We start from the raw sequence: 21,836 nt of genomic DNA, 5'->3' as shown, positions 1-21,836 counted from the left end.
AAAAACAGGAGGAGCCTATATGACCGTAACACCCGAAGTTTTATTGAAAGAGATCATCCATGCGGCCGACAGCCGCAAAGCCAAAGATATCGAAGCTATCCGCGTTTTCGAACAGACAACGCTTTCCGATTATTTTGTGGTGATGACCGGCACATCCAGCACCCACATCCGCGCGCTGAGCGAAGAGATCGAAAAAAAGCTGAAAGAAAACCTTCAGACCGCGCCCCATCATATCGAGGGCATCACTTCCAACTGGATCCTGATGGATTATTCCAGCGTCGTGATCCACATTTTCATGCAGGAAGCACGCGAACTGTATGCCATCGAGCGTTTGTGGTCAGATGCGCAGAAAGTGGATATCCAGCCTTATTTGATGAAGAAAGAAGAACAGTAAAATGAGATATGATTACACCGATATAGAGAAGAAATGGCAGGAAGAATGGGAAAAACAAGGCGCTTTCCACGCGGAAAACTCCTTTGACAAGCCGAAGTATTTCGCTTTGGTGGAATTCCCTTATCCTTCGGGCGCGGGGCTTCATGTGGGCCACCCCCGTTCTTATACCGCGCTGGATATCGTGGCGAGAAAGCGCAGAATGGAAGGCTATAATGTGCTGTATCCCATGGGCTGGGATGCCTTTGGCCTGCCCACCGAAAATTTTGCCATCAAAAACCACATCCATCCCGAAGTGGTCACCAAGCAGAATGTGGCGCGCTTTAAGCAGCAGTTACAGTCGCTGGGCCTTTCTTTTGATTGGTCGCGCGAGATCAACACCACCGACCCCGAATATTTCAAATGGACCCAGTGGATCTTTTTGAAGCTTTTTGAAAAGGGCCTTGCCTATAAGACCACCATGCCCGTCAACTGGTGCACTTCCTGCAAATGCGTTTTGGCCAACGAAGAAGTGGTCAACGGCGTTTGCGAGCGCTGCGGCAGCCCCGTCATCCGCAAAGAAAAAAGCCAGTGGATGCTGAAGATCACAGAATATGCCCAGCGCCTGCTGGATGATCTGGATCTGGTGGATTATATCGACCGTGTGAAAATTCAGCAGCGCAACTGGATCGGCCGCAGCACCGGCGCGGAAGTGGTTTTTGAAACCACTCAGCCCGAAACTTTGAAAATTTATACCACCCGCGCCGATACGCTTTTCGGCGCCACCTATATGGTCATTTCGCCGGAACATCCTTATATCGAAAAATGGGCCGGCCAGCTGAAAAATTATGAACAGATCAAGGAATATCAGCTGCAATCCGCCAAAAAATCCGATTTTGAACGCACGGAAATGGTGAAAGAAAAAACCGGCGTGCGTTTGGAAGGTGTGGCGGCCATCAACCCCGCCACCGGCAAAGAGATCCCCATTTTCGTTTCGGATTATGTTCTGATGTCTTATGGAACGGGCGCCATCATGGCGGTTCCCGCCCATGACACCCGCGACTGGGAATTTGCCAAGAAGTTCGGTTTGCCCATTGTTGAAGTGGTAAAGGGCGGCGAAGTGGAAAAAGAAGCGTTCACCGATTGCAGCACGGGCGTCATGGTCAATTCCGGCTTCCTGAACGGTTTGACGGTGGAAGAAGCCAAGGAAAAAATCATTGAATGGCTTGAAAAAGAGAAAAAAGGCGAGCCGAAGGTGAATTATAAGCTGCGTGACTGGGTGTTCTCGCGCCAGAGATATTGGGGCGAGCCGATCCCGCTGGTCTATTGTGAAAAATGCGGCTGGGTGCCTGTTCCCGAAGAAGAGCTGCCGCTGCGCCTGCCCGAGGTGGATTCTTATGAACCCACAGAAAACGGCGATTCGCCCATCGCGAAAATGACCGATTGGGTGAACACCACCTGCCCCCATTGCGGCGGCCCGGCCAAGCGCGAAACCGACACTATGCCCCAGTGGGCGGGTTCCAGCTGGTATTTCCTGCGCTATTGCGACCCTCACAACAAAGAGGCGCTGGCTTCGAAAGAAGCGCTGGAATATTGGATGCCGGTGGATTGGTATAACGGCGGCATGGAACACACCACCTTACATTTGCTTTATTCGCGCTTCTGGCATAAATTCTTATATGACATCGGCGTTGTGCCCACGCCCGAACCTTATCAGAAGAGAACCAGCCACGGCATGATTTTGGGCGAGAACAATGAAAAAATGTCAAAAAGCCGCGGCAATGTGGTCAACCCCGATGATATCGTGCGCGATTACGGCGCCGACACGATGCGCCTTTATGAAATGTTCCTGGGCGATTTTGAAAAAGCCGCGCCCTGGTCTTCCAAAGCCATCAAGGGCTGCAAGCGCTTCTTAGACCGCGTGTGGGCGCTTTATGATGAAGTTCAGCCCGGCGATGCTTACAGCGAAAAAAATATGATGGAAATGCATCGCACCATCAAAAAAGTTTCGGAAGATATCGAACACTTGAAATTCAACACCGCCATCGCCGCGTTGATGGCCCTGCTGAACACTTTCAACGAAAACGGCGTCAACCGCGCGGAATATGAAACCTTTATCCAGCTGCTCAACCCGTTTGCGCCCCATATCACCGAAGAACTCAACCAGATGATGGGTGGAAAAGAACTGCTTGTTCATCGCCCGTGGCCGAAATATGACCCCGAGAAAACAGTGGATTCCGTTTTGGAGATCGCTGTGCAGGTCAACGGAAAGCTGAAGGGCGTGATCCGCGTTGGGGCTGATGATTCCGAAGAATCGATCCGCAGCGCCGCCATGGCCGAAGAGAAGGTCGCAGCCGCCATTGAGGGCATGAATGTGGTAAAAGTGATCGTTATTAAAAATAAGATCGTGAATATCGTGGTGAAACCGTAAAGCCCCCTTGACAAACGCAATAAAAATGGTTATACTATTCAAGTATCTAAGAACTCAGCACTTTCGGTGACACGGGGGGAGGGAATGGAAATGTCAGAAATTCGCGTAAAAGATAACGAATCTTTAGATAGCGCTCTGAAACGCTTTAAGCGTTCTTGTGCAAAGTCGGGCGTGCTTTCCGAGCTCCGTAAGAGAGAACATTATGAAAGCCCGAGCGTAAAACGCCGCAAGAAATCCGAAGCTGCACGCGCTAAGAAAAAAAGCTTCAGATAAGCAAAAGCTTAAATGACTTTTAACCCCGATGGATTTTCCATCGGGGTTTTTTACATCCTCTTCGCTGAATCCATGCGGCTTGCAGATCGCATTTGTCAAAAGGGAAAGAATTCCCTTTTGGGGGGATCATAACGGGCGGTTTCACCGTTTCAGAGGGATTGATGATTGCCTCGGTTTATGACCATTGAACCGCTGGGCGCGCCGCAGACCGGCGCAAAAGGCAAAGCAAAAAGATGAAGCAAACAAAAACCGGTGGAGCCTTCCGAAGAAGGCTCCACCGGTTTATTTTTATTCGATCGGTCAAAAAGGAAGGGTCACAGAAAGCTATGCTTTTGCTTTTGTGATTTTCTGAAAGAGTTTGACCAGTTCATACCATAAAACAGAAGCCGCGGCCAGCGCCAGCGCCGCCAGCATCTGGGAGGACGAAAGGGGCGCCAGCTTTAAAAAGCCGGAAACAGGGGAATAGAGAATGATGCCCAAAAGCGCCAGAGTGCCCAGATTGACCGCCCACATGATGCGGTCTTTGGCCAATAACTTCAGGGAGTGATACACGAAATCATGGTCGGAACTGTTCACCTGAACAAGGAACAAATTGGCCAGCATGATCACGGATAAGCCCATGGCGCGGGCCACAGGGGCGTTCGCGGGGTCGCCGCCCAGCGTGACGAAATAACTGCCGAAGGAGGCGGCAAAGACGAAGATCCCCTGCAGGATGCTCTTGGCCAGCAGTTTGCCGGTGAGCAGCGGTTCTTTGGGGTTTCTGGGCGCGCGGGCCATGATATCTTTTTCGGCGGGCTGGCGCTCTAATACAATGGAACAGGTGGGGTCGATCAGCACTTCCAGCAGCACCACATGAAGCGGCAGAAGCAGCAGCGCCGAAGGGGCGATGCCAAGGAACGGGGCGAGAAGCGAAGCGAAGGCGATGGGGATATGGATGGTGAACACATAACCCACGGCTTTGCGGATATTATCATAGATGCGGCGGCCGTCGCGCACGGTTTCCACGATGGTGGTGAAATTATCATCCATCAGAATGAGATCTGCCGCTTCGCGGGAAACTTCGCTGCCGCGCTTGCCCATGGCAATGCCGATATCGGCATATTTCAAGGCGGGCGCATCATTGACGCCGTCGCCTGTCATGGCCACGATTTCACCGTTTTGCTGAAATGCCTTCACGATGCGCATTTTATGCTGAGGGATCACGCGCGAGAAAATGGAAACCGTTTTCACGGCTTCGCAAAGAGCGTCGTCGCTCATTTCTTCCAGCATATCGCCTGTGATGATCTTGTCGCTGCCGGGGATGCCGATTTTTTTGGCAATGGCAGAAGCTGTGATGCCGTTATCGCCGGTGATCATCACCACACGGATGCCCGCCCGGTTACAAACGGCGATATCTGCCTTGACCGTGGGGCGCGGGGGGTCGGCAAGGCCGATCAGCCCAAGGAAGGTGAGATGGCAATCGGTGAGCTCTGAGGGAATTTCAGAATCATCTTCCAGCGCGGCGGAAGCCACCGCGATCACGCGGAGGCCTTGAGAAGAAAGCGCGTGGATCTTTTCTTCGGCGTCTTCCCGTTCCTGCCGGGAAAGGCTGCAAAGGGTCAAAATGCGTTCGGGGCTGCCTTTTGCGGCGATAAACGGTTTGCCGTCTTTGCGCCATACATGCCCCATCATTTTCAGCTCGTTGGTGAAGGCATATTCCGAAATGAGTTCATCGGTGAATAAGTCATCTTCCAAAATGCCTTGTTCTTCGCAATAGCGAAGCATTGCTTTTTCCATGGGGTCATAGGCATCGATCTCACAGCCGAGGCCCATGGTTTCGACCAGCGTCTGCGGGGCGCCCGGGGCGGCCCATGTTTCCTGAACGGTCATCTGGTTCATGGTGATCGTGCCTGTTTTATCCACGCATAACACCGAAACGGCGCCCAAAGTTTCCACACTGGGCAGTTTGCGAACGAGCGAATGTTTTTTTGCCAGCCGCCATGCGCCCATCGAAAGGAAAACCGTTAAGATCACGGGGAATTCCTCGGGGATCATAGCCATGGCCAGCGTAACGCCCGATAAAATGCTTTCGATCAGCCGCGCGGTGAATTTATGATCGGGAATATTGAACCAGGTGAAAACCGCCACGAGGGCGAATAAAACGCCCGCAATGATGGCGCAGGTTTTCACAAGCCGGCCCGTTTGCTTTTGAAGCGGGGTGTCATCTTCGGGCGCGGCGGCAACGCCCAGGCCGATCTTGCCATATTCGGTGGAAGCGCCGATCTTATCCACTTCCACAGTGGCGGTGCCCTGGGTGACCAGAGTGCCTGCATAGCAATAATCCTTGCGCCAGTAATCGCCGGTGTTTTCGCAATTGTCGGCGGAAGATTTCCAGACGCCTTCCGCTTCGCCGGTGAGCGAAGATTCATCCACACAAAGATCTGCGCAGCGCAGGATCACGCCGTCTGCGGGGATCTTCACCCCTTCGAAGATCATCATCAGGTCGCCGGGCACAAGGTCGGCGCTGGCGATCTGGCGTTCAACGCCGTCGCGGATGACGGTGACATGAGGGGCGGATAGATCTTTCAAAGCGTGCAGAGTCTTATCCGTTTTCCATTCCTGGATCACATCGATGCCGATGATGCCCACCACAAAAATGAGCATGATGAAGCCGTCGCGCGGTTCACCCAGCAGAAAATAAATAATTGCAGCAACGATCAGCAGCAAAAACATCGGCTCGCAAATAATATGGAATACTTTTTTGAAAAAGTTTTCCCTTTTTTGCGGCGTCAGTTCATTTTTGCCGAATCGTTTCTGCAATTCGCTTGCTTGGGCAGAGGTAAGCCCTGCCGGTTGATTGGATGTCATAAAAGAATCCTCCGTTCCCGCCTGCGAGGCGGTGTCTTGATTTCTCCTATGGCACTTCATTTGAGGTCGGCTGTTCCATAAACGGATAGAAAAAAACACATCCGATGGAACATACAACTGTCCCACAGATGTGTTAAACAACAATCTGCTGCCGCGGGCAAGGCGGCCCGGCCCCACGCCCCCTGCGGGGCATCGCCTGCTCAGTTTGTACTGTTGATCTCGCATCCCGCTTTGGTGGGATGTAATGCAGTGCAAAGAGATTAATGACTATGATAAACGATATTCGATCAATTGTCAACATGGAAAACAGAGCGCGCCCCGCCGAACAGAGAGGATTGTATCGGCAATGGTGATTTGATATAATCAAAGCATCCAAGCAGAAGCAAAGGAGCCACGGCCATGAGAATTCTGATTTCACCCGCCAAAAAAATGAGGGTCGATGGCGACAGCCTGGCCCCCACCGCCCTGCCGCGCTTTCTGGAAGAAGCGGAAATTTTGAAAAACGCGCTCACAGGCCTGACGGCCGAAGAACGCAGGCGGCTTTGGGGATGCAGTGAGGCCATTGCGCAGGTGAACGAAGAACGCCTGCGGTTGATGGATCTGTTTCATGCGGTGACGCCCGCGATCTTGGCCTATGAGGGCATCCAATATCAATATATGGCGCCGGGCGTTCTTGAAAGAAAACAGCTGGATTATTTGCAGGAGCATCTGCGCATCGGTTCGGGGCTTTATGGTCTGCTTTGCCCTTTTGATAGTGTGGCCCCTTATCGTCTGGAAATGCAGGCAAAATTAAAAGCGGCGGGCAAAAAAGATCTTTATGACTTCTGGGGCGGCAAACCGGCGGAGCAGCTGGCCGCCGAAACAGATTGGATCGTGAACCTTGCTTCAAAAGAATACAGCAAAGCCGTTTGGCCGCATCTGCCCCGACGGGTGGGTTTTATCAGCTGCGTTTTCGGCGAAAAAGATGCAGGCGGCAGAGTGATTGAAAAAGGAACTTTATGCAAAATGGCGCGGGGGCAGATGGTGCGCTGGATGGCCGAAAACCATATCACGCGGCCGCAGGAACTTTGTGAATTTGAGGAAGCGGGCTATCGTTACCAAAAGGCCGTTTCCACCGAAGATCAATATATTTTTATCAAGGGAGCTGATCGAAAATGTTAAAAGCAGGAACACAGGCGCCGAATTTCACCTTGGCCGATCAACAGGGCAATGCGGTTTCACTTTCAGATTTTTTGGGCAAAAAGATCGTTCTGTATTTTTACCCTAAAGATGAGACCCCGGGCTGCACGCGCCAGGCATGCGCCTTTGCCGGCGCATATGATGCGTTTAAAGAGCTGGATGCCGTGGTCATCGGCATCAGCAAAGACAGCGTGGAATCTCACCGCAAATTCGCCGAAAAACACGGCCTGCCGTTTTTGATCCTGGCCGACCCCGAACGGAAAGCGATTGAGGCTTATGAAGTGTGGCAGGAAAAAAAGATGTATGGCAAAGTGAGCATGGGGGTGGTGCGATCGACCTATATCATCGATGCAACAGGAAAGATCGAAAAGGCGATGCCGAAGGTCAAGCCCGACCAGAACGCCGCCGAAATTTTGGAATATCTGCAAAAGGCATAAACAAAGCGCCGCGAAAGAAAAAATCTTTCGCGGCGCTTTTTTATGCAAAACCGAAATTGCCCGCATCCTGTTTCAGATGCTCAGCATTGCGGAAACCCGAAATTCGGCGGGGGTGTGTTCAAAGGTGATCATGCCGTGATATTGGCTCACCACCGCTTTGACCGATTCCGTGCCGATGCCCGGCCCTTCGTGTTTTGAAGAGAGAAAACGCCGCCCCTGTTTGCGAATGGGGGAAGAATGGGCGTTTTCGATGCGCAGAAGAAGGCCGGTATCTTTATATTTGGCCATGATGCGGATATACGCCGGCGCGGCGCAGCCAAGGCAGGCATCATAGGCGTTTTCCAAAAGGTTGCCGAAAAGAATGGAGAGATCGGTGTCTTCCATGGGCAGGTCGGCGGGGATTTCAACGGCTGCCTGAAAAACGATCTGGTGCTCTTCTGACAGGGTTTTATAATATTGCAGAATGGCATCGAGGATCACATTTTCGCAAAGCGGCGTGTGAAGCGGCTGGATCTTCGTCACATCGCAGTCGGAAAGATAATCGATGGCCTGCTCCACATCGTTTTCCAGCAAGAAGGTATAGATCGTTCGCAGGTGATGCCGCAGATCATGGCGCTGTTTGGCCGCCTGAGCGATTTGATCGGTCAATTCGCTGTAATGGGTCTTCTGCATGGCCACCTGCATGGTCAGGCGGCGTTTTTCATCGGCAAAGGTCAGGTTGAGGCGATAGGCTTCCGCAAGATCCTGCCACAGCACATAGCCAAACCCGAGAACCAAAAGCAATCCGCCGTATTCATAGAAGAACCTGCCATAGATGGCTTCATAAAACGGAAAGACACGGTCGGCGATCAGCGAGATGGAAAACAGCGCGGTAAACAGCAACAACAAAAAAGAATTTGCGTTTTGCCTTTTTACCGCCAGCAGCGAGTTGCCCAGCAGATAGGCCGCCGTAACCAGTTTGACCGCAAAAACAAGATGCGCAAACAGCGCATGGATCACGGCGCTCGAAGTGGGATAGATGGCATAGGCCAGCGCCAGCAGGCAGAAAAACCAAAGGATCTGCTGCAGCGGGCGATAAAAAACCGTATCGGTTTCGAAAATCAAATGCTGCAACCGCACCAAAAGCAGATAGATGCCATAAGTGGCCACAAGCTCTAAAATATAGAACCCACGGCCCGAAACCGTGAAAAAAGTGGCGATAATGGGATAGGAAAGATAAAAAAGCAGGCAAAAGCAGACAAGTGCATGGAGCATCGCTTTTTTTACCTTCAGACGGATGCCGAGATAAAGAGAAAACAGGCCCGGCAGCAGAATAAAGATCATGACGGCCGCGTTCAGAAAAAGAAAACGATCCATCATTTGGCGAACGGAGGAAGTGTAGCCAAAGGCGGGCGGCGAAGTCAGGCCGCTGTAATAATGGCTGTTGTTGGAAACCGCCAGAAGGATCTCGACAGCGCCCTGCGCAGAAAAATCGACGGTCTGCCTGCCGAATTTTGTTTGGAACCGTTCGGGATCGCCCATGGCCAAAACGGGCCGGCCGTTGATGAAAAGCCGGTAGGAAGAATAGATCTCAGGCAGCGCCAGCGAATAGGTTTGCGCTTTCTGGGGCAGCTCGATCACCATGCGATAGGTGGCGCTGCCAAAGGGCGAGCGCGAAAGGCGGCCCATGGAAAAATCGTTATATTTGCCCACCGTGATATATTGCACGCGGCGGTCGGGCAGCCCCGCCTGAAAATCTTCGGGCGAAAGCAGACTGCCGGGGTAATATTGCCACTGGCGGGCAAGAAACAGCACGCGGCGGTCGCTGAGATCCTGCTCTGAAAGGCAGAGAATGCCCTGCAGCGGCTGCGTGGCCTTTTGGGTGTATTTGTTGTCGAAGCGATATAAAAAGAGCAGCAGCCCCGAGAAAAGCAGCAGCCCCGCAAGGAGCGCCAATGTTAACTTTGCCGCTTTTTTCGATTGCTCCATGAGGATACCGCTCCTTTATTCTTCCATAAAATGCCCAGAAAGAAGCATCCGCCAAAGGCAGGCAGCAAGGTCGTGAAGGCGTTGCTTTCACGAACGGGCGCGGCGGCTTCTTCTTTCGGCGGCGAGGATAGCCGGTAACTGCCTGTTTTTTCGATGGTGAAAAAGGCGGTTTGATCTTGATAACGGATCGGTGAAGACAGTTCTTCCTGCCCGAACCACAGCGATTGAGGAGCTTCTTCACACCAATAGGCCACTTTGGCGGGTTCGGTCAGGGCCACGGCGGCATCATCTACCTTTAAAGAAAAGCGGAAACCGTTTGCTGACCTTAAAATTTCAACCGTGAAAAAAGAACTTTGGGGGATTTTTAAACTTTCCAGAAACGAGTTGGAAAGACGGATGGAAATATCGTTGTGGGCAAAGGGAACCCCGCTTTGATTGTTTTGCATCAGATAACGCAGCCTTGTGCCCGATATCTTCGAAGCGTTTTGCGTGATGATCTCCTGTTTTTTCATCTCGGCGGGCAAAAAAGAAGAGGCGGGCTTTGCCGGAGTATCGGGGGAAGAAGGCCGGGCCGATTCGGTTTTTTGGGCCGGGACGGTGATTTCTTGAACGGGAGCGGTCATCGGGGGAGGCGATTGCGCAATCGCTTCTTCCGTGGGCTTTGAAGGCTCGGGAAGAATAAGCGCCGGTAAATCGCCGGGGAAACCAGGTATCAAAACAGGCGGATCGGGCAGCTCTGCCGCGGGCGGCTGCGGCTTGGAAGAACCTTCCTCCTGGCCGAGATCGGGCAAAGACGGCAGCGGCTTTTCGGGCTGGGGGTCTTCGGGGGGAGGCTGTAAGATCGGAGGATCTTCAGAGGGTTCCACCGTATCGCCGCCATCGCGGTTGCCCTGCATTGAATCGGAAAGCACGGCGCTTCCGCGATCTAAAATATGTAATACATCCGAAGAAAGGTCCCCCTGTTTCAAACGGAAATAATAATGTGTTTCATGATCGAGCGCGCTGCGAAAAATGCTGAGCCCGTTGGCGCCTGCGCCTGCAAAAGCGGGGTCTTCGCAGAGCTGCCAGGCGGCAGAATCGATGGATTTTTCGGAAAGAGGTTCTTTGGAAGAGGTATAGAAAATCTGAACGGGTTTCTGATCGTCAAGCGCAAACACCCAGTTCACAGAAAGCCGCTGTGAATTATTGGTGTTGGTCACATACAAGCGAAATTCTTTAGGGTCTGCCACCGAAACGGGAATCTTGACGGTGGCCAGTTCTTCGGGCAGCACGAATTGCTGCCAATCTTGGGCGGTTTCATCGATTTTGAGATGCACCGTGAGAAAATAATCGCCTGCTTTGGAAAGATCCACCTGGGAAGCATCCATCGAATCCAGCGTCAACACTGCATCGTCATCGCCCACATTACCGGTGATGCCCACGATGAAAGAGAAAAAGGTTTTCCAATGCTCAAGCTCATTGTTCCACTGTTCCTGATCGCCGCAAGATAAAAGAATGGGGTTTGTGGCCGAAGACAGCTGAAAAATAGAAGTAATCGTGGCCTTGCTTTCGTTTTCAGCCGGCGGCACAGGAGCAGGTTCTTCGACGGGCGGCGGCACGGGAGCGGGTTCTTCGACGGGCGGCGGCACAGGAGCAGGTTCTTCGACGGGCGGCGGCACGGGAGCGGGTTCTTCGACGGGCGGCGGCACGGGAGCGGGTTCTTCGACGGGCGGCGGCACGGGCTTCTCATCGCTCACAGGGGGCAAAAGTTCTGCCGCGGCGATCGGCAAAACTGAGGAGCATAAAATGAAACAGACACAAAAAAGTGCTATACCGGCTCGATACTTCATACACATCTCCTATAGGTTTTGAAAAGAATACTGCATGAAAGCAGTTTTCACTTCGCTGATTTTACGCTTGCTGATGGGGGCGGTCTTGCCGTTGCGCAGCAGCGCGCCTTCAGCTTCGATGCGCTGGGTTTGGGCGAAATTGATGACAATGCCCTTGCCGCAGGCGAAAAAACGATAATCGGCAAGAAGAGGCTGTGCGATTTCTGAAAAACGGGTGCGGGCCGAAAGCGTGAGCGTTTCTTCTTTCAGATGGATCTCGATGGAACGGTTGGCGGTGACCACATAATAAATTTTAGAAAAAGGCAGGCGCAGGGTCTGGCGATCCATGGAAAGGGTCAAAAACCGCTTGGAAAGTTCGATCTTTTCGATGCAGGGGGTCAGCATTTTGGCCACGGCTTCGGGTTTCAGCGGTTTGATGATATAGCGCCAGGCCCTCACATCATAGCCTTCGGCGATATAATCGGCGCTGGTGGTCAGAAAGATCACAAAACAGGCGGGGTCTTTGGCGGCCACGATCTTCGCGGCTTCCATGCCGTTGAGGGCGTTCATATAAATATCCATAAAACAAAGATCGAAAACCGCGGGTTCAAACACCGCCAGAAAATCTTCCGCGCTGCCGAATTCACAAATTTCCACTTCGAAATCCAGTGTGCTGAAAAAAGGGGTGAGGGCGGCTTTCAATTCTTCACGATCTGTTTTGCTATCGTCTACCACGGCAATTTTCAATGGCTTCACCTCAATGGTCAAACTGGGCGGGCCAATGGGTCAAAAAGAAAAAGCCCGCCGGCTCCCGCTTGCGCAACATTACTGTCATCTTCGACAACATTGCTTGATAAAAACTTGACAGAACCTTATGCTTAAAGAAACTACCAGACTTTGAAAAGGTCTGGCCTTTTTTTATAGTGTAACCGATTTCACTATAAAATTCAAGAAACACTCGCTGCGCGCCATTCCCGCCGCGGGCAGAAACAGAAGAGGGGAGAGAATCGATATGAAGATATTGCTTTGTTGCGGGCAAGCCTTTTATGAAGAGTTTTCGACTTTCCCAATGCTGAAAAACGCTGAAACGCTGCATCTGGCAAACCGTGAGCAGATCTGCGGATATTTGAGCCGCGGCGATCCTGCCCCGGTGGCCATTGTTGCCCTGGATGGAAAAGAGGGAAAAGCGATATGCCAAAGCATACGATACAGTCAGCCAAAAGCCTGTTTGATCTGGGTCAGCGACCAAAAAGAATTTGAAGGGGAAAGCAAAAACATCCCCGTAACGGATTTTTTCTGGAAGCCTGTTCCGATCAAATGGCTTTTTAATGTGATTGCAAAGCAGATGGAAAAAACAGAGGAGGAGTATGCATGAAAAAACGAAGCATCAGTCTTTTGCTGTGTTTGACGATGGTCTTCAGCCTGCTGCCGGGGCTTTCCCCGCGGGCTGCAGCCGCCGATACGGCAAAGGGGAAGGAAATTGACCAAAGCACTTATGATGCGATGGGCTTGACGCTGGATGCGGATGCGGCGGCAAAGGAACTGACCGCGCCCTACAGCACAACCCAAACCACCCAGGCGTTCAGCGCGCGCGAAGTCTATGTGGCGGCAAACGGCGCTTCCGGCAACCGCTATACTTTGCGCGACGGGTTTGACCGCATGGAAACCCGCAACGCAGATATCAGCGATGGATCGGGCAATCTTGACGGCGCTTATGGTTTCTATGGAATCAGCAGCGGCGACATCAATCTTGAAAACGGCAATTCATTGGGAAGCAAGCTCAGCAGCAACCGCGGCGGCAATGTGCTGGCCAACACGAATAACGAGTTCAGCGGCATTTATGCCACCAGCGTTGCCTTTAACGGCGGTGAAGGCAAAGATAACTATGTGGCCGAACTGCGCGCCTATGGCAACAATCAGACAACAGGCAGCAAAAAAGGCAAAATCGAGGTGGCCGTTTTTAAAATTCATGATAACGGTTACCGTGAAAGGGTCTCGACCCTGAACCCCATCTTGACAAACCAGAGCTATGGTGATGTGTTGTCTTATATGACACGCCGCTATGTGCAGGAACTTGACGCTCTGTTTGAGATCAAGGCCCTTGACCGCGACGGCGACGGGAAGGACGAACTGTATGTTTATTGTGGCTCGTACTATGATACAGTCGACGGCAGCCGCATGGTCGAAATCGATGAATTCCAGGGCAGCGGCGGCGGCAGATTTTCGCAAAACCGCATCGCGCTGAGCGCAGGCAATGCGAACTCCTATAATACGGATGGGAGCTGGGAGCATCATATCGAAAAACACCCTGTCGTGACCATGGCGGGCGGCGATTTGAACCGCGATGGCAAGGAAGAACTGGCGGTAGCCGTTTCGGCCCCCACCTATAATAGCAATGTGGCAAGCGTGGCGCGCCTGACGGTTTTTGAAGGCAGCAACGCAGCGCTGCCAACCGCCATCAATGGCTTGAAAGATGTGCCCCTGGTGGCGCCCGATGGTGAAAAGGCCATGGTTTCGGCCAACTGCGCCTTTGGTGAATTTGCGCTGCCCAACACCAGCATCACGGGAACGGTTTTGCTGGTGGGCGGCTATCAGAGCAATGGTAAAACTTCCGAACCCGGCACAGGGGCTTATAATACCGGCGCTTACCGCTATATCTATTATAATCCGCTCACCAAAAGATATCAGGTTTCGGATTATATGACACAGGCGCTTGGCAGCAAAAGCATGAAGATCGCAGATTCTTATTCACTGAAAGAAGGGCATTATCGCCCCACCCATGCGCCGCTGCCGCTGGCCTGTGCCGATACAGAAGGCATCGGCGCCGGCAACAACGATGATGAAGTGCTGTTCGGCGGCGAAGTATATAATTTCAACGCCACAAGCGGCCTGACGAGTGAAATCGGCAGCATCAGCCTTTGCACCTCTCAGGTCAACAGCAATGATAACAATAAAGATAAAGAACAGGTGTGGATCGGCGATGTTGCGGTGGGCAGCGTGGATGCAAACCCCTCTGCTGATGGGAAAAAATGGCGCGAAAGCTTTATTTGCGTCGTGGGCACCCACCGCGCTGAAAAAGTCAACGGTTCCGACGACTATTACTGGATGGATGTAGCCGCCTTCTGGAAAGAAGGAACTTATTACCACAGCACACAGGAAGGCGTGGTGGCCGAAAGCAACAGAAGAAACGACACCTATGGCACCTTTATCAGCCTGAGCCTGCCGGATATCGGCAACGATTCCGTTTCCATGCGTTATGTCAACCAGTATACGGTTTATACCGACCCTGAGGTCTATGCCGTTTTGCAGGCAAGCCCCTATTTTGCCGATCTGGCCGAGCGCTACGATTATATCGGCAACGGCGGCACGGCCTATGGCGTGAGCAGCTCTGCGGGCAACACCAAGGGCGGCAGCTTTTCGCAAAGCGTCGGCGTTTATCACTCACTGGAAGTGCAGGCCCTGGCGGGCGGCGAATATGAAGTGGAACTGGCCGGCAGCTATAGCTATGATTACGCCGAATGCACCTCTGTGGAACATTCCATCAGCTATAACGACCAGGCGGGCGGCGGCGACCAGGTGGTCGTTTACACCGTGCCTTATGTTTATTATGTTTATGAGATGTATGACCCTGTGAGCAGGCAGTGGAGCACCACCATCATGCCCGCGGCGTTAGACCCCGTTACGGCGGTCATGAATGTGGAAGATTATGACGATCTGGCGGCCAAAACACAGGGCCTTGATCCCATTGCCAACAACATTCTTTACAGCACGCCGGGCGCGCCGGAAACTTATGTGAACCAGCCCGCGGGCGAGCGTCAGCATACTTATAACGGCACTTATGCCAGCATTACCTCCAGCGGCTCGGGTTCAGATATCACACAGGAAATTTCTGTGACAAAAGAAACCGAAAAAACCCACACGCTGGAAGCCACGCTGAATGTGAAAGTGGGCGGCGGCGGTGCTTTCCTTGGCAACAAAGGCTATGTGGGCATCACCAGCAGCACCAGTGCCGGCGGCAGCTTTGGCACCACCAGCTCAAGCGGCACCACTTTCTCGGGCACGGTGGATGGCCTGCCCAAAGAAGGCAGCCAGTATGGATTCAACTGGAAACTGATCGTCAACAGCGCCAACCTCAACGGCAACCCCGTTTGGGTGGTGGGCTATGATGTGAAGAATGTGAGCCAGCCTCCCAAAATGCCCCAGAACCTGACGGTGACCCAGGTGGGCACCCACAGCATCGACCTGCAGTGGGATAACAGCGGCAACGCGGCTTATTATGAAGTGAGCATGGTCGATCGCATCGGCAACTATAACAAAATCGCGACTTTGCCCTATACGGTGACCTCTTATCAGGCGAAAGATCTGATGGCCAACACCACTTATAATTTCAGTGTTCGCGCCGTCAGCGCCACCAAGGGCAGCAGTATCGACAGCCCCACAGTGACCGCCACAACGATGAACGACGGCGCTTTGTTCGAGATTGTGGAACAGCCCAAAGACAGCAACGCCGCGGCGGGTCAACCCGTGATCTTTAAGGCGCGGGCGAATTTCACCGATAAAGACGGCCAAAGCCAGCCGGTGGGTTATGAATGGCAATATAAGACCCCCGAGATCAAATCAACATGGCAAAAGGTGGCCATCAACCATGCGCAGGGCATCAGCACCCCCGAACTGACCGTGACGCCCACCAATGATATGGATGATTATCAATATCGCTGCCGTGTGTATTACCGCGATTACACCCTTTACACGATGTCGGCGCTGCTGGATGTGAGCAAATCCGACAGTAAGATCACGATTAATGGTCTGCAGCCCAATGCCATTTTATCGGCGGAAGGCGATATCGTCACCACCGCAGACAAAATCATTACCGAAAGAAAAGCGGTTTCTCTCGTCACCGGAACGGGCGCGGAACAGAAAGCCTATACGCTGCTGAAAAATGACGCGGGCGTTTTTCTGTGGTTTGATGGCGCCAATTATTACAGCTACACCGGCGCGGCGCTTACTTTAGACACCGATAAGGAAGTTGCCAAGGATATCAGCTTCACCGCAGGCAATATCGGCGGGCTGAAAACTGTGACAAAAAGCGATTATACTGCCACGATCAATACCGTGGGCGCCGATGGCCAGATCGCGCGCAGCGAAGCGGCGCTGACCTCTGTGGGCGCGGTATCGAGCCCCAATTTGGTTTATGATGGGAAAACCTATACGCCCTCGGAAAAATGGACTTCAGCAGACACGGGCTATGCCAAGTATGCGTTTTATAAAGCCTCTGCGGGTTCGGGCAGCACTTTGGAAAACGCCTATCTGTATACGGCGGATGCCACGGCGGGCGTACCTGTTTATCAGCCGTTCTCGCTGGGGTGGGCAAATAAGATCGGTGACAGCAAGGTCTCTGATCTGAGCACGACTTTCCAAAAAACAGAAACCCATACTACGGTTCAAAATCGTGACCCTGTGGTGGGCAAAGCAGTCACCCTCACCGCCGCCCCTGTGGCAAAAGACGGCGGAGAACCGCTGACGGGCGATGTGAGCTTTGTGATTTCGGGCGCGGGCGGCGAAACGGTTCCCGCGGTGAAACAGCCCGATAACACCTATGAGGCACAGTGGACCCCGAAATATGAAGGCAAGCTCAATGTCATGGCGGTTTTTGCCGGCAACAGCACTTATTATGCCAGCAATTCGGAACCTGTTTCGGTTTATGCCGTGATGCAGCCCACAGAAGCCAGAACCACACTGGATCTGGCAGCGCCTGTGAATGTGACCTATGGCACTTCGGCCGCTCTGGCGGCCACCGAGATCACCAGCGGAACCCCCGGCGCCACGGTGGATGTGACGAAACTGGCCACCTATACCGTGCAAAAACTGGTGACAACGAAGGGGGCAGGCGGCGTCATCACAAGCAACTATGTGGCCGCCGTTGAAAATGCCGATTATACCTTGGTTGGCGGCATCTTCACCCCCAAAACGGTCACCAATTACCAGATCACCGCCGAAAAAGACGGCAGAAGTGATTCGAAGATCATCGTTGTGAATAAAGGCACGCTGGTGCTGGCGGCGACGAATACCGTGAAATCTGTCAATGATACAGACCGCAAGCCGTTGGATGCGACTGTCAGCGGGGCGGCGGAATGGGATGCTCCTGCGCTGCAGCGCGGTGTCGATTATATGCTCAGCACAGACGGCGCGTTATCCGGCGCTGAAATCGGTGAATATCCCATCACGGTTTCTCTGGTGGATACCGATCAAAACGCCAACACCGTTACTTATACCCCGGCGGTTCAAGCGCTTGCCGAAAAATATAACATCACCTTGCAGAAAGCTGTCTATCAGCTGAACAATGAAAGCTATCAGGTCAATCTTTCCGCAGGGGTCAACGGCGGCATCGGCATGACCTGCCAGTCGCCCGGCAGCACAGTGGATATTTCTGTGCAGAGCGGTGACAGCCTGCCCGCGGGCAGCAAAGTGACCGTTACCGCCATGCCCACAGTAGGATATGTGGTTTCCGGCTGGAAGGTCAACGGCAATTATGTGCTGGATGGCGAAAACAAGCGCACCGGCACCACATACAGCATCGATAAGCTTTCTCAGAAAACCAATGTTTCCGTGGAATTCGCGGCCAGCACCAATGTGCTCAGCTATGCCGCGGCGGATGCAAACGGGACCGTCACGGGCAATTATCTGAATGATACGGGCCTGGGCGAAACCATTGCTTCGGGCAATAATGTGAACTACCAGCAGACGATCCGTTTGACAGCCACGCCCAAGGATGGTTATTCCATCGACCACTGGACAGTGAAAAAAGGCTTGAACGGAACGACCGAAACACTTCTGGCGGCAGACGGAAAAACCAATTTCAGCGGCAGCACCTATGATTTTTCGAAGTTTACAGATGATATGACCGTCACCGTTTACTTTGTTGCCGACACCAAGCCTGTGATCACCATTAAACCCGTGGGCAACGATGGGAACCCCCTCAACGGCACCACGAAGGCCGTGATCAACGGCCAGAACCTCACAATGGATGGAAACGGCCAATATACCTATCAGGGCAAGATCGGCGATAACCTGACCATCAGCTTCACCCCGCCCGATGGCCTGCTTGTGCAGGAATGGCAGGTCAAAAACGGCCAGACCATCGGCGCGCTTTCCAACAGCAACCGCACCATGACCCTTTATAACCTCAAAGCAAACACCGATTTTACGGTGGTCTGCACGGCGCTGAACCGTTACCCGGTAACCTTTGAAGGCAAAAGGGCAGAAGAAGGCGAGCCCTTCGCCGAAGAAGCGGGCACAGTCACCGCGCTGAAAGCCGATGTAGGCACTATCACCAGCGGCGCGGCGCAGCTGCAAAGTTCCACCATTGTGGTGACCGCAAAAGCAAAAACAGGCTATGAGATCACCAAGTGGGAAGAAAACGGCGCAGTCATCACCGCGGATGTTCAGAATGACGGCAGCCAAAAAATGCAGATCCCTGCGCTGAGCATGGCCGAAGACATCAAGGTGACATTCCGCAAACTGGGCAGCACACAGATCGCCTATTCCGTGGTGGATAGCAACGGCGCTCAGGAAGGCGGAACCTTCGGCACCATCAAGGGCGCGGCTTCGCGCCAGAATCTGGCGGATTACGACGATGCCGATGCCGCGGGCCTTGTTTCGGGCGGCGGAAAAACCGTTTATGAAAACGGCAAGCTGAACCTGGAAGCCACGCCCGCCACCGGCTATCGCGTGAAAGAATGGCAGGTCAACGGCCAGAGCTATCAGCTCGACGGCCGAACCTTCGTTGGCAGCAAGCTGGAACTGGAATATGCTCAGCTGGCCGCCATGGCAAACAAAACCATCACCGTTCAGTTTGAAAAAGGTGATGCGCAGATCACTTTCCAAGACCCTGCACACGGGACCCTGGCAGCAAAAGTGGGCGAAGCCGTGTTCACCAGCGGCGGTTCCTCTAAACAGGAAGTTGTCTTTACGGTGACACCCGAAACCCATTATGTTGTGAAAGAATGGCAGGTCAACGGCAAAGCCGTGGCGGGCCAAACCGCCGCGACCTTTACCTATCAGCCCGCGGCGGGCCAGAACGCGGCCATTGCGGTTTTGCTGCAGGGCGAAGAACTGGATCTTTTGGCTAAGGCTGAAGCGGGCGGAACGGTTTCCGGCCTGCCCCAGATCGTTCGCTATAAAGATTCCGTCACACTGACTGCCGCGGCATCGACCGGCTATACTTTTGAGGGCTGGTATTTCGGCAACACGAAGATCGAAGGCGCATCGGCCGTTTATTCGTTCTCTGCCGAAGCAAGCGGCGCTTATACCGCGAAATTTACCCCCACGGCAGATAACGCCGTGCAGTATCAACTCAGTGACAGCAAGATGGGCACCCTGACCGCCAGCGAAAACGGTGTTGCTTTTGCAAGCGGCAAAAAGTTCATCGGCGGCGCGCAGGTGAAACTGGTGGCCGCGCCTGCGGAAGGCCACCGCATCACAGGCTGGGCGGGTCTGCCCGCCAATGCGCAGATCAGCGCAGACCTGACCACCGTCACCGCGACAGTGCCTCAGGGCGGCTTGAATATCACCGCAAACCTTGAAAAGATCCCCACCAGAACCATCACCATCGCTGCAACGACACACGGCCATATCACCGCACAGGTGGATGGCAAAGATGTGACGGCGGTTCCCGATGGCACCGTGGTCACCTTCACGGCCATGGCCGACCCCAACTGGATGCTCAAGCAGTGGAAGGGCGATCTGGCCGCGCAGAAAAAGGCGACATTCACGATGGCCGTTACAAGCGATCTTACGGCGGATGCCGAATTTATGGATGCCGTTAACTACACGGTGCATTATTCCGTGGTCGGAACCGGCGGTTCGGCTTCGGGCATCGGCGCGGGAAAACCCATTGCCATCGATACCGATTCCCAGTGCGTGGGCGGCAGCCAGCTGACCTTCACCGCTTTGCCCGATGCAAACCACATGGTGAAGGAATGGAAGATCAATAAGGAAGTGCAAAAGAATTTGTCCAACACGCTGGTGATTGAAAGCCTGGGCCGCGACACCACCGTGACGGTCGAATTCGAAACACCGGAAAAACTGCATGCGCTGCCTGCGGATACCGCAGATTACACCCTCGGCAGCATTGTGAAAACACCCTCCGATTACGGCGCAGAGCGCCAGATCCGCGATCGCGGCGATGTGAGCTTTGTAGTGACACCGGCAAAAAATAAAACCATCACGGCTTTGGTTTCTTCCGCGGGAACCGTGAAGCGCAACACAGACGGCACATGGGCCGTAACGGCGAAAAATGTGCTGGCCGATATCACTTTGCAGGCAACCGTGAAAGAAGGCGTTCCGCTGACGATCGAAAGCGGCGCGAACGGCAAAATCACCGTGATGCGCGGCAAAGAAGAATTGAAAAACGGAGATGCCGTGAAAGCGGGCGATGCGCTTTTGATCACCGCGGCGGCAAACGCTTCTTATCTGGTGCAGAAAGTAACGGTGAACGGCGCTGCATTCAGCAATGGCAAAACCTATACCGTCACCGAAAAAGATCAGGCCGTGGTCGTTGCCGCAACCTTCTATCTGGGCGGCGGCGGGGGCGGAATGCTTCCCTCTGTTTATGCAGTCACCGTGGCGAAAACAGCGAACGGCACAGCCGCCGCAGATAAAGATAATGCACTTGCCGGCCAGACTGTCACCGTTACAGTGAAAGCAGATCATGGCTACCAGCTGAAAAACCTGATCGTCACCGACGACAAGGGCAGCGAGATCAAAACAGAAGCAAATAAGCTGGAATATCGGTTCACGATGCCCGCAAGCGATGTGGTCATCAAAACAGAATTCGTTCGCGGCGGCACCGATTGCCCCAGCGCCCCCTATGAAGATCTGGATATCACACAGTGGTATCACGAAGGCGTGGATTACGCCATCGAAAAAGGCTTGATGAAGGGCACAGGCGAGCATATTTTCTCACCGAACACCCTCACAACGCGCGGCATGATCGTTGCCATCCTGTATCGTCTGGAAGGCCAGCCGGAAGCGGAAACCGCCCGGTTCGGCGATGTGCCTGCCGATACTTATTATGCCGGAGCCATCGGCTGGGCCGCCGCAAACGGCGTGGTCAAAGGCTATGGCAACGGCGATTTCGGCCCGGATGACAGCATCACCCGTGAGCAGATGGTCGCCATCCTGCACCGCTATGCCGTGTTTAAGGGCAAAGATGTTTCAAAGAAAGCAGAGCTTTCAGCGTTTACCGATGCGGAAACCATCAGCGCTTATGCACGCGAATCGATGCAGTGGGCTTATCAGGAAGGTCTGGTTTCGGGCGTGACCAACACAGAATTGGCCCCCACCGCCGGAGCGACCCGCGCGCAAGTGGCAACACTTTTGATGCGCTTCTGCAAAAACCTTTTGAAAGTATAAACCAAAAGCAAGACAGGCGCGCCGTGAAAGCGATCTTTCACGGCGCGCTTTTTCTCTAAAGAAAGATTTTGATGGCAAAACGGCCATAAAATCCTGTTTATCGGGCAGGG

General features: G+C 53.3%; 11 protein-coding genes and 1 riboswitch. Of the genes, 7 read left to right on the top strand and 4 right to left on the bottom strand.

The genetic code is table 11. From position 1 onward, the window contains the following. The first annotated feature begins 19 nt into the window (after window positions 1–19). The 3 genes from rsfS to rpsU all read left to right on the top strand — a co-directional run bounded on the left by rsfS (window position 20) and on the right by rpsU (window position 3,074). Window positions 20–394, top strand: a complete 375-nt coding sequence (gene rsfS / locus ACJA3I_RS10780; protein WP_458862601.1) for a ribosome silencing factor — start codon at window positions 20–22, stop codon at window positions 392–394. 1 nt (window position 395) lies between these two features. Continuing rightward, window positions 396–2,801 (top strand): leucine--tRNA ligase, encoded by a 2,406-nt coding sequence (gene leuS / locus ACJA3I_RS10775; protein ID WP_458862600.1) that lies wholly within the window; start codon window positions 396–398, stop codon window positions 2,799–2,801. A 90-nt stretch (window positions 2,802–2,891) separates the two neighbouring features. Next, window positions 2,892–3,074, top strand: coding sequence for a 30S ribosomal protein S21 (gene rpsU, locus ACJA3I_RS10770; RefSeq protein ID WP_458862599.1), 183 nt, complete (start codon window positions 2,892–2,894; stop codon window positions 3,072–3,074). Window positions 3,075–3,398: 324 nt separating this feature from the next. On the opposite strand, the gene ACJA3I_RS10765 is transcribed toward rpsU, so the two are convergent. After that, window positions 3,399–5,921: a cation-translocating P-type ATPase gene (locus ACJA3I_RS10765; protein WP_458862598.1), complete on the bottom strand. Its 2,523-nt coding sequence runs from the start codon at window positions 5,919–5,921 to the stop codon at window positions 3,399–3,401. 115 nt (window positions 5,922–6,036) lie between these two features. Next, window positions 6,037–6,135: riboswitch (NiCo riboswitch) on the bottom strand. Window positions 6,136–6,320: 185 nt separating this feature from the next. On the opposite strand from ACJA3I_RS10765, the gene yaaA reads away from it, so the two are divergent. Together yaaA and bcp are read left to right on the top strand one after the other, a co-directional pair. Next, on the top strand, window positions 6,321–7,082 hold the full coding sequence (gene yaaA / locus ACJA3I_RS10760; protein WP_458862597.1) for a peroxide stress protein YaaA: 762 nt from the start codon (window positions 6,321–6,323) through the stop codon (window positions 7,080–7,082). Beyond that, complete coding sequence (bcp, locus tag ACJA3I_RS10755) at window positions 7,076–7,537, top strand: thioredoxin-dependent thiol peroxidase (protein ID WP_458862596.1); 462 nt, start codon at window positions 7,076–7,078, stop codon at window positions 7,535–7,537. Before yaaA ends, bcp begins: the two co-directional genes overlap by 7 nt. Before the next feature lie 72 nt (window positions 7,538–7,609). Here the strand turns inward: bcp and ACJA3I_RS10750 are convergent, their stop codons facing one another. From ACJA3I_RS10750 to ACJA3I_RS10740, 3 genes are read right to left on the bottom strand one after another with little or no spacing between them, the layout of a single operon-like run. Then, window positions 7,610–9,505, bottom strand: a complete 1,896-nt coding sequence (locus tag ACJA3I_RS10750; RefSeq protein WP_458862595.1) for a GHKL domain-containing protein — start codon at window positions 9,503–9,505, stop codon at window positions 7,610–7,612. Beyond that, window positions 9,475–11,334: a hypothetical protein gene (locus ACJA3I_RS10745; protein ID WP_458862594.1), complete on the bottom strand. Its 1,860-nt coding sequence runs from the start codon at window positions 11,332–11,334 to the stop codon at window positions 9,475–9,477. Before ACJA3I_RS10745 ends, ACJA3I_RS10750 begins: the two co-directional genes overlap by 31 nt. Before the next feature lie 9 nt (window positions 11,335–11,343). Beyond that, a complete protein-coding gene (locus tag ACJA3I_RS10740; RefSeq protein ID WP_458862593.1) occupies window positions 11,344–12,060 on the bottom strand; it encodes a LytR/AlgR family response regulator transcription factor in 717 nt (238 codons plus the stop codon). Between the two features lie 265 nt (window positions 12,061–12,325). Here ACJA3I_RS10740 and ACJA3I_RS10735 point away from each other — a divergent pair, with 265 nt between their 5' ends. Beyond that, a complete protein-coding gene (locus tag ACJA3I_RS10735) occupies window positions 12,326–12,688 on the top strand; it encodes a hypothetical protein (RefSeq protein ID WP_458862592.1) in 363 nt (120 codons plus the stop codon). Beyond that, the gene (locus ACJA3I_RS10730) at window positions 12,685–21,726 is read left to right on the top strand and encodes an InlB B-repeat-containing protein (RefSeq protein ID WP_458862591.1); all 9,042 of its coding nucleotides are present in this window, start codon (window positions 12,685–12,687) and stop codon (window positions 21,724–21,726) included. The genes ACJA3I_RS10735 and ACJA3I_RS10730 overlap by 4 nt, the downstream gene beginning before the upstream one ends. Window positions 21,727–21,836 lie beyond the last annotated feature (110 nt).

This window comes from Acidaminobacterium chupaoyuni, assembly GCF_047936785.1.
Taxonomy (GTDB): Bacteria; Bacillota; Clostridia; order Oscillospirales; family Butyricicoccaceae; genus Acidaminobacterium; species Acidaminobacterium chupaoyuni.
Note: the sequence above shows the minus strand (reverse complement) of the source record. Positions and strands in the feature narration are given on the sequence as shown.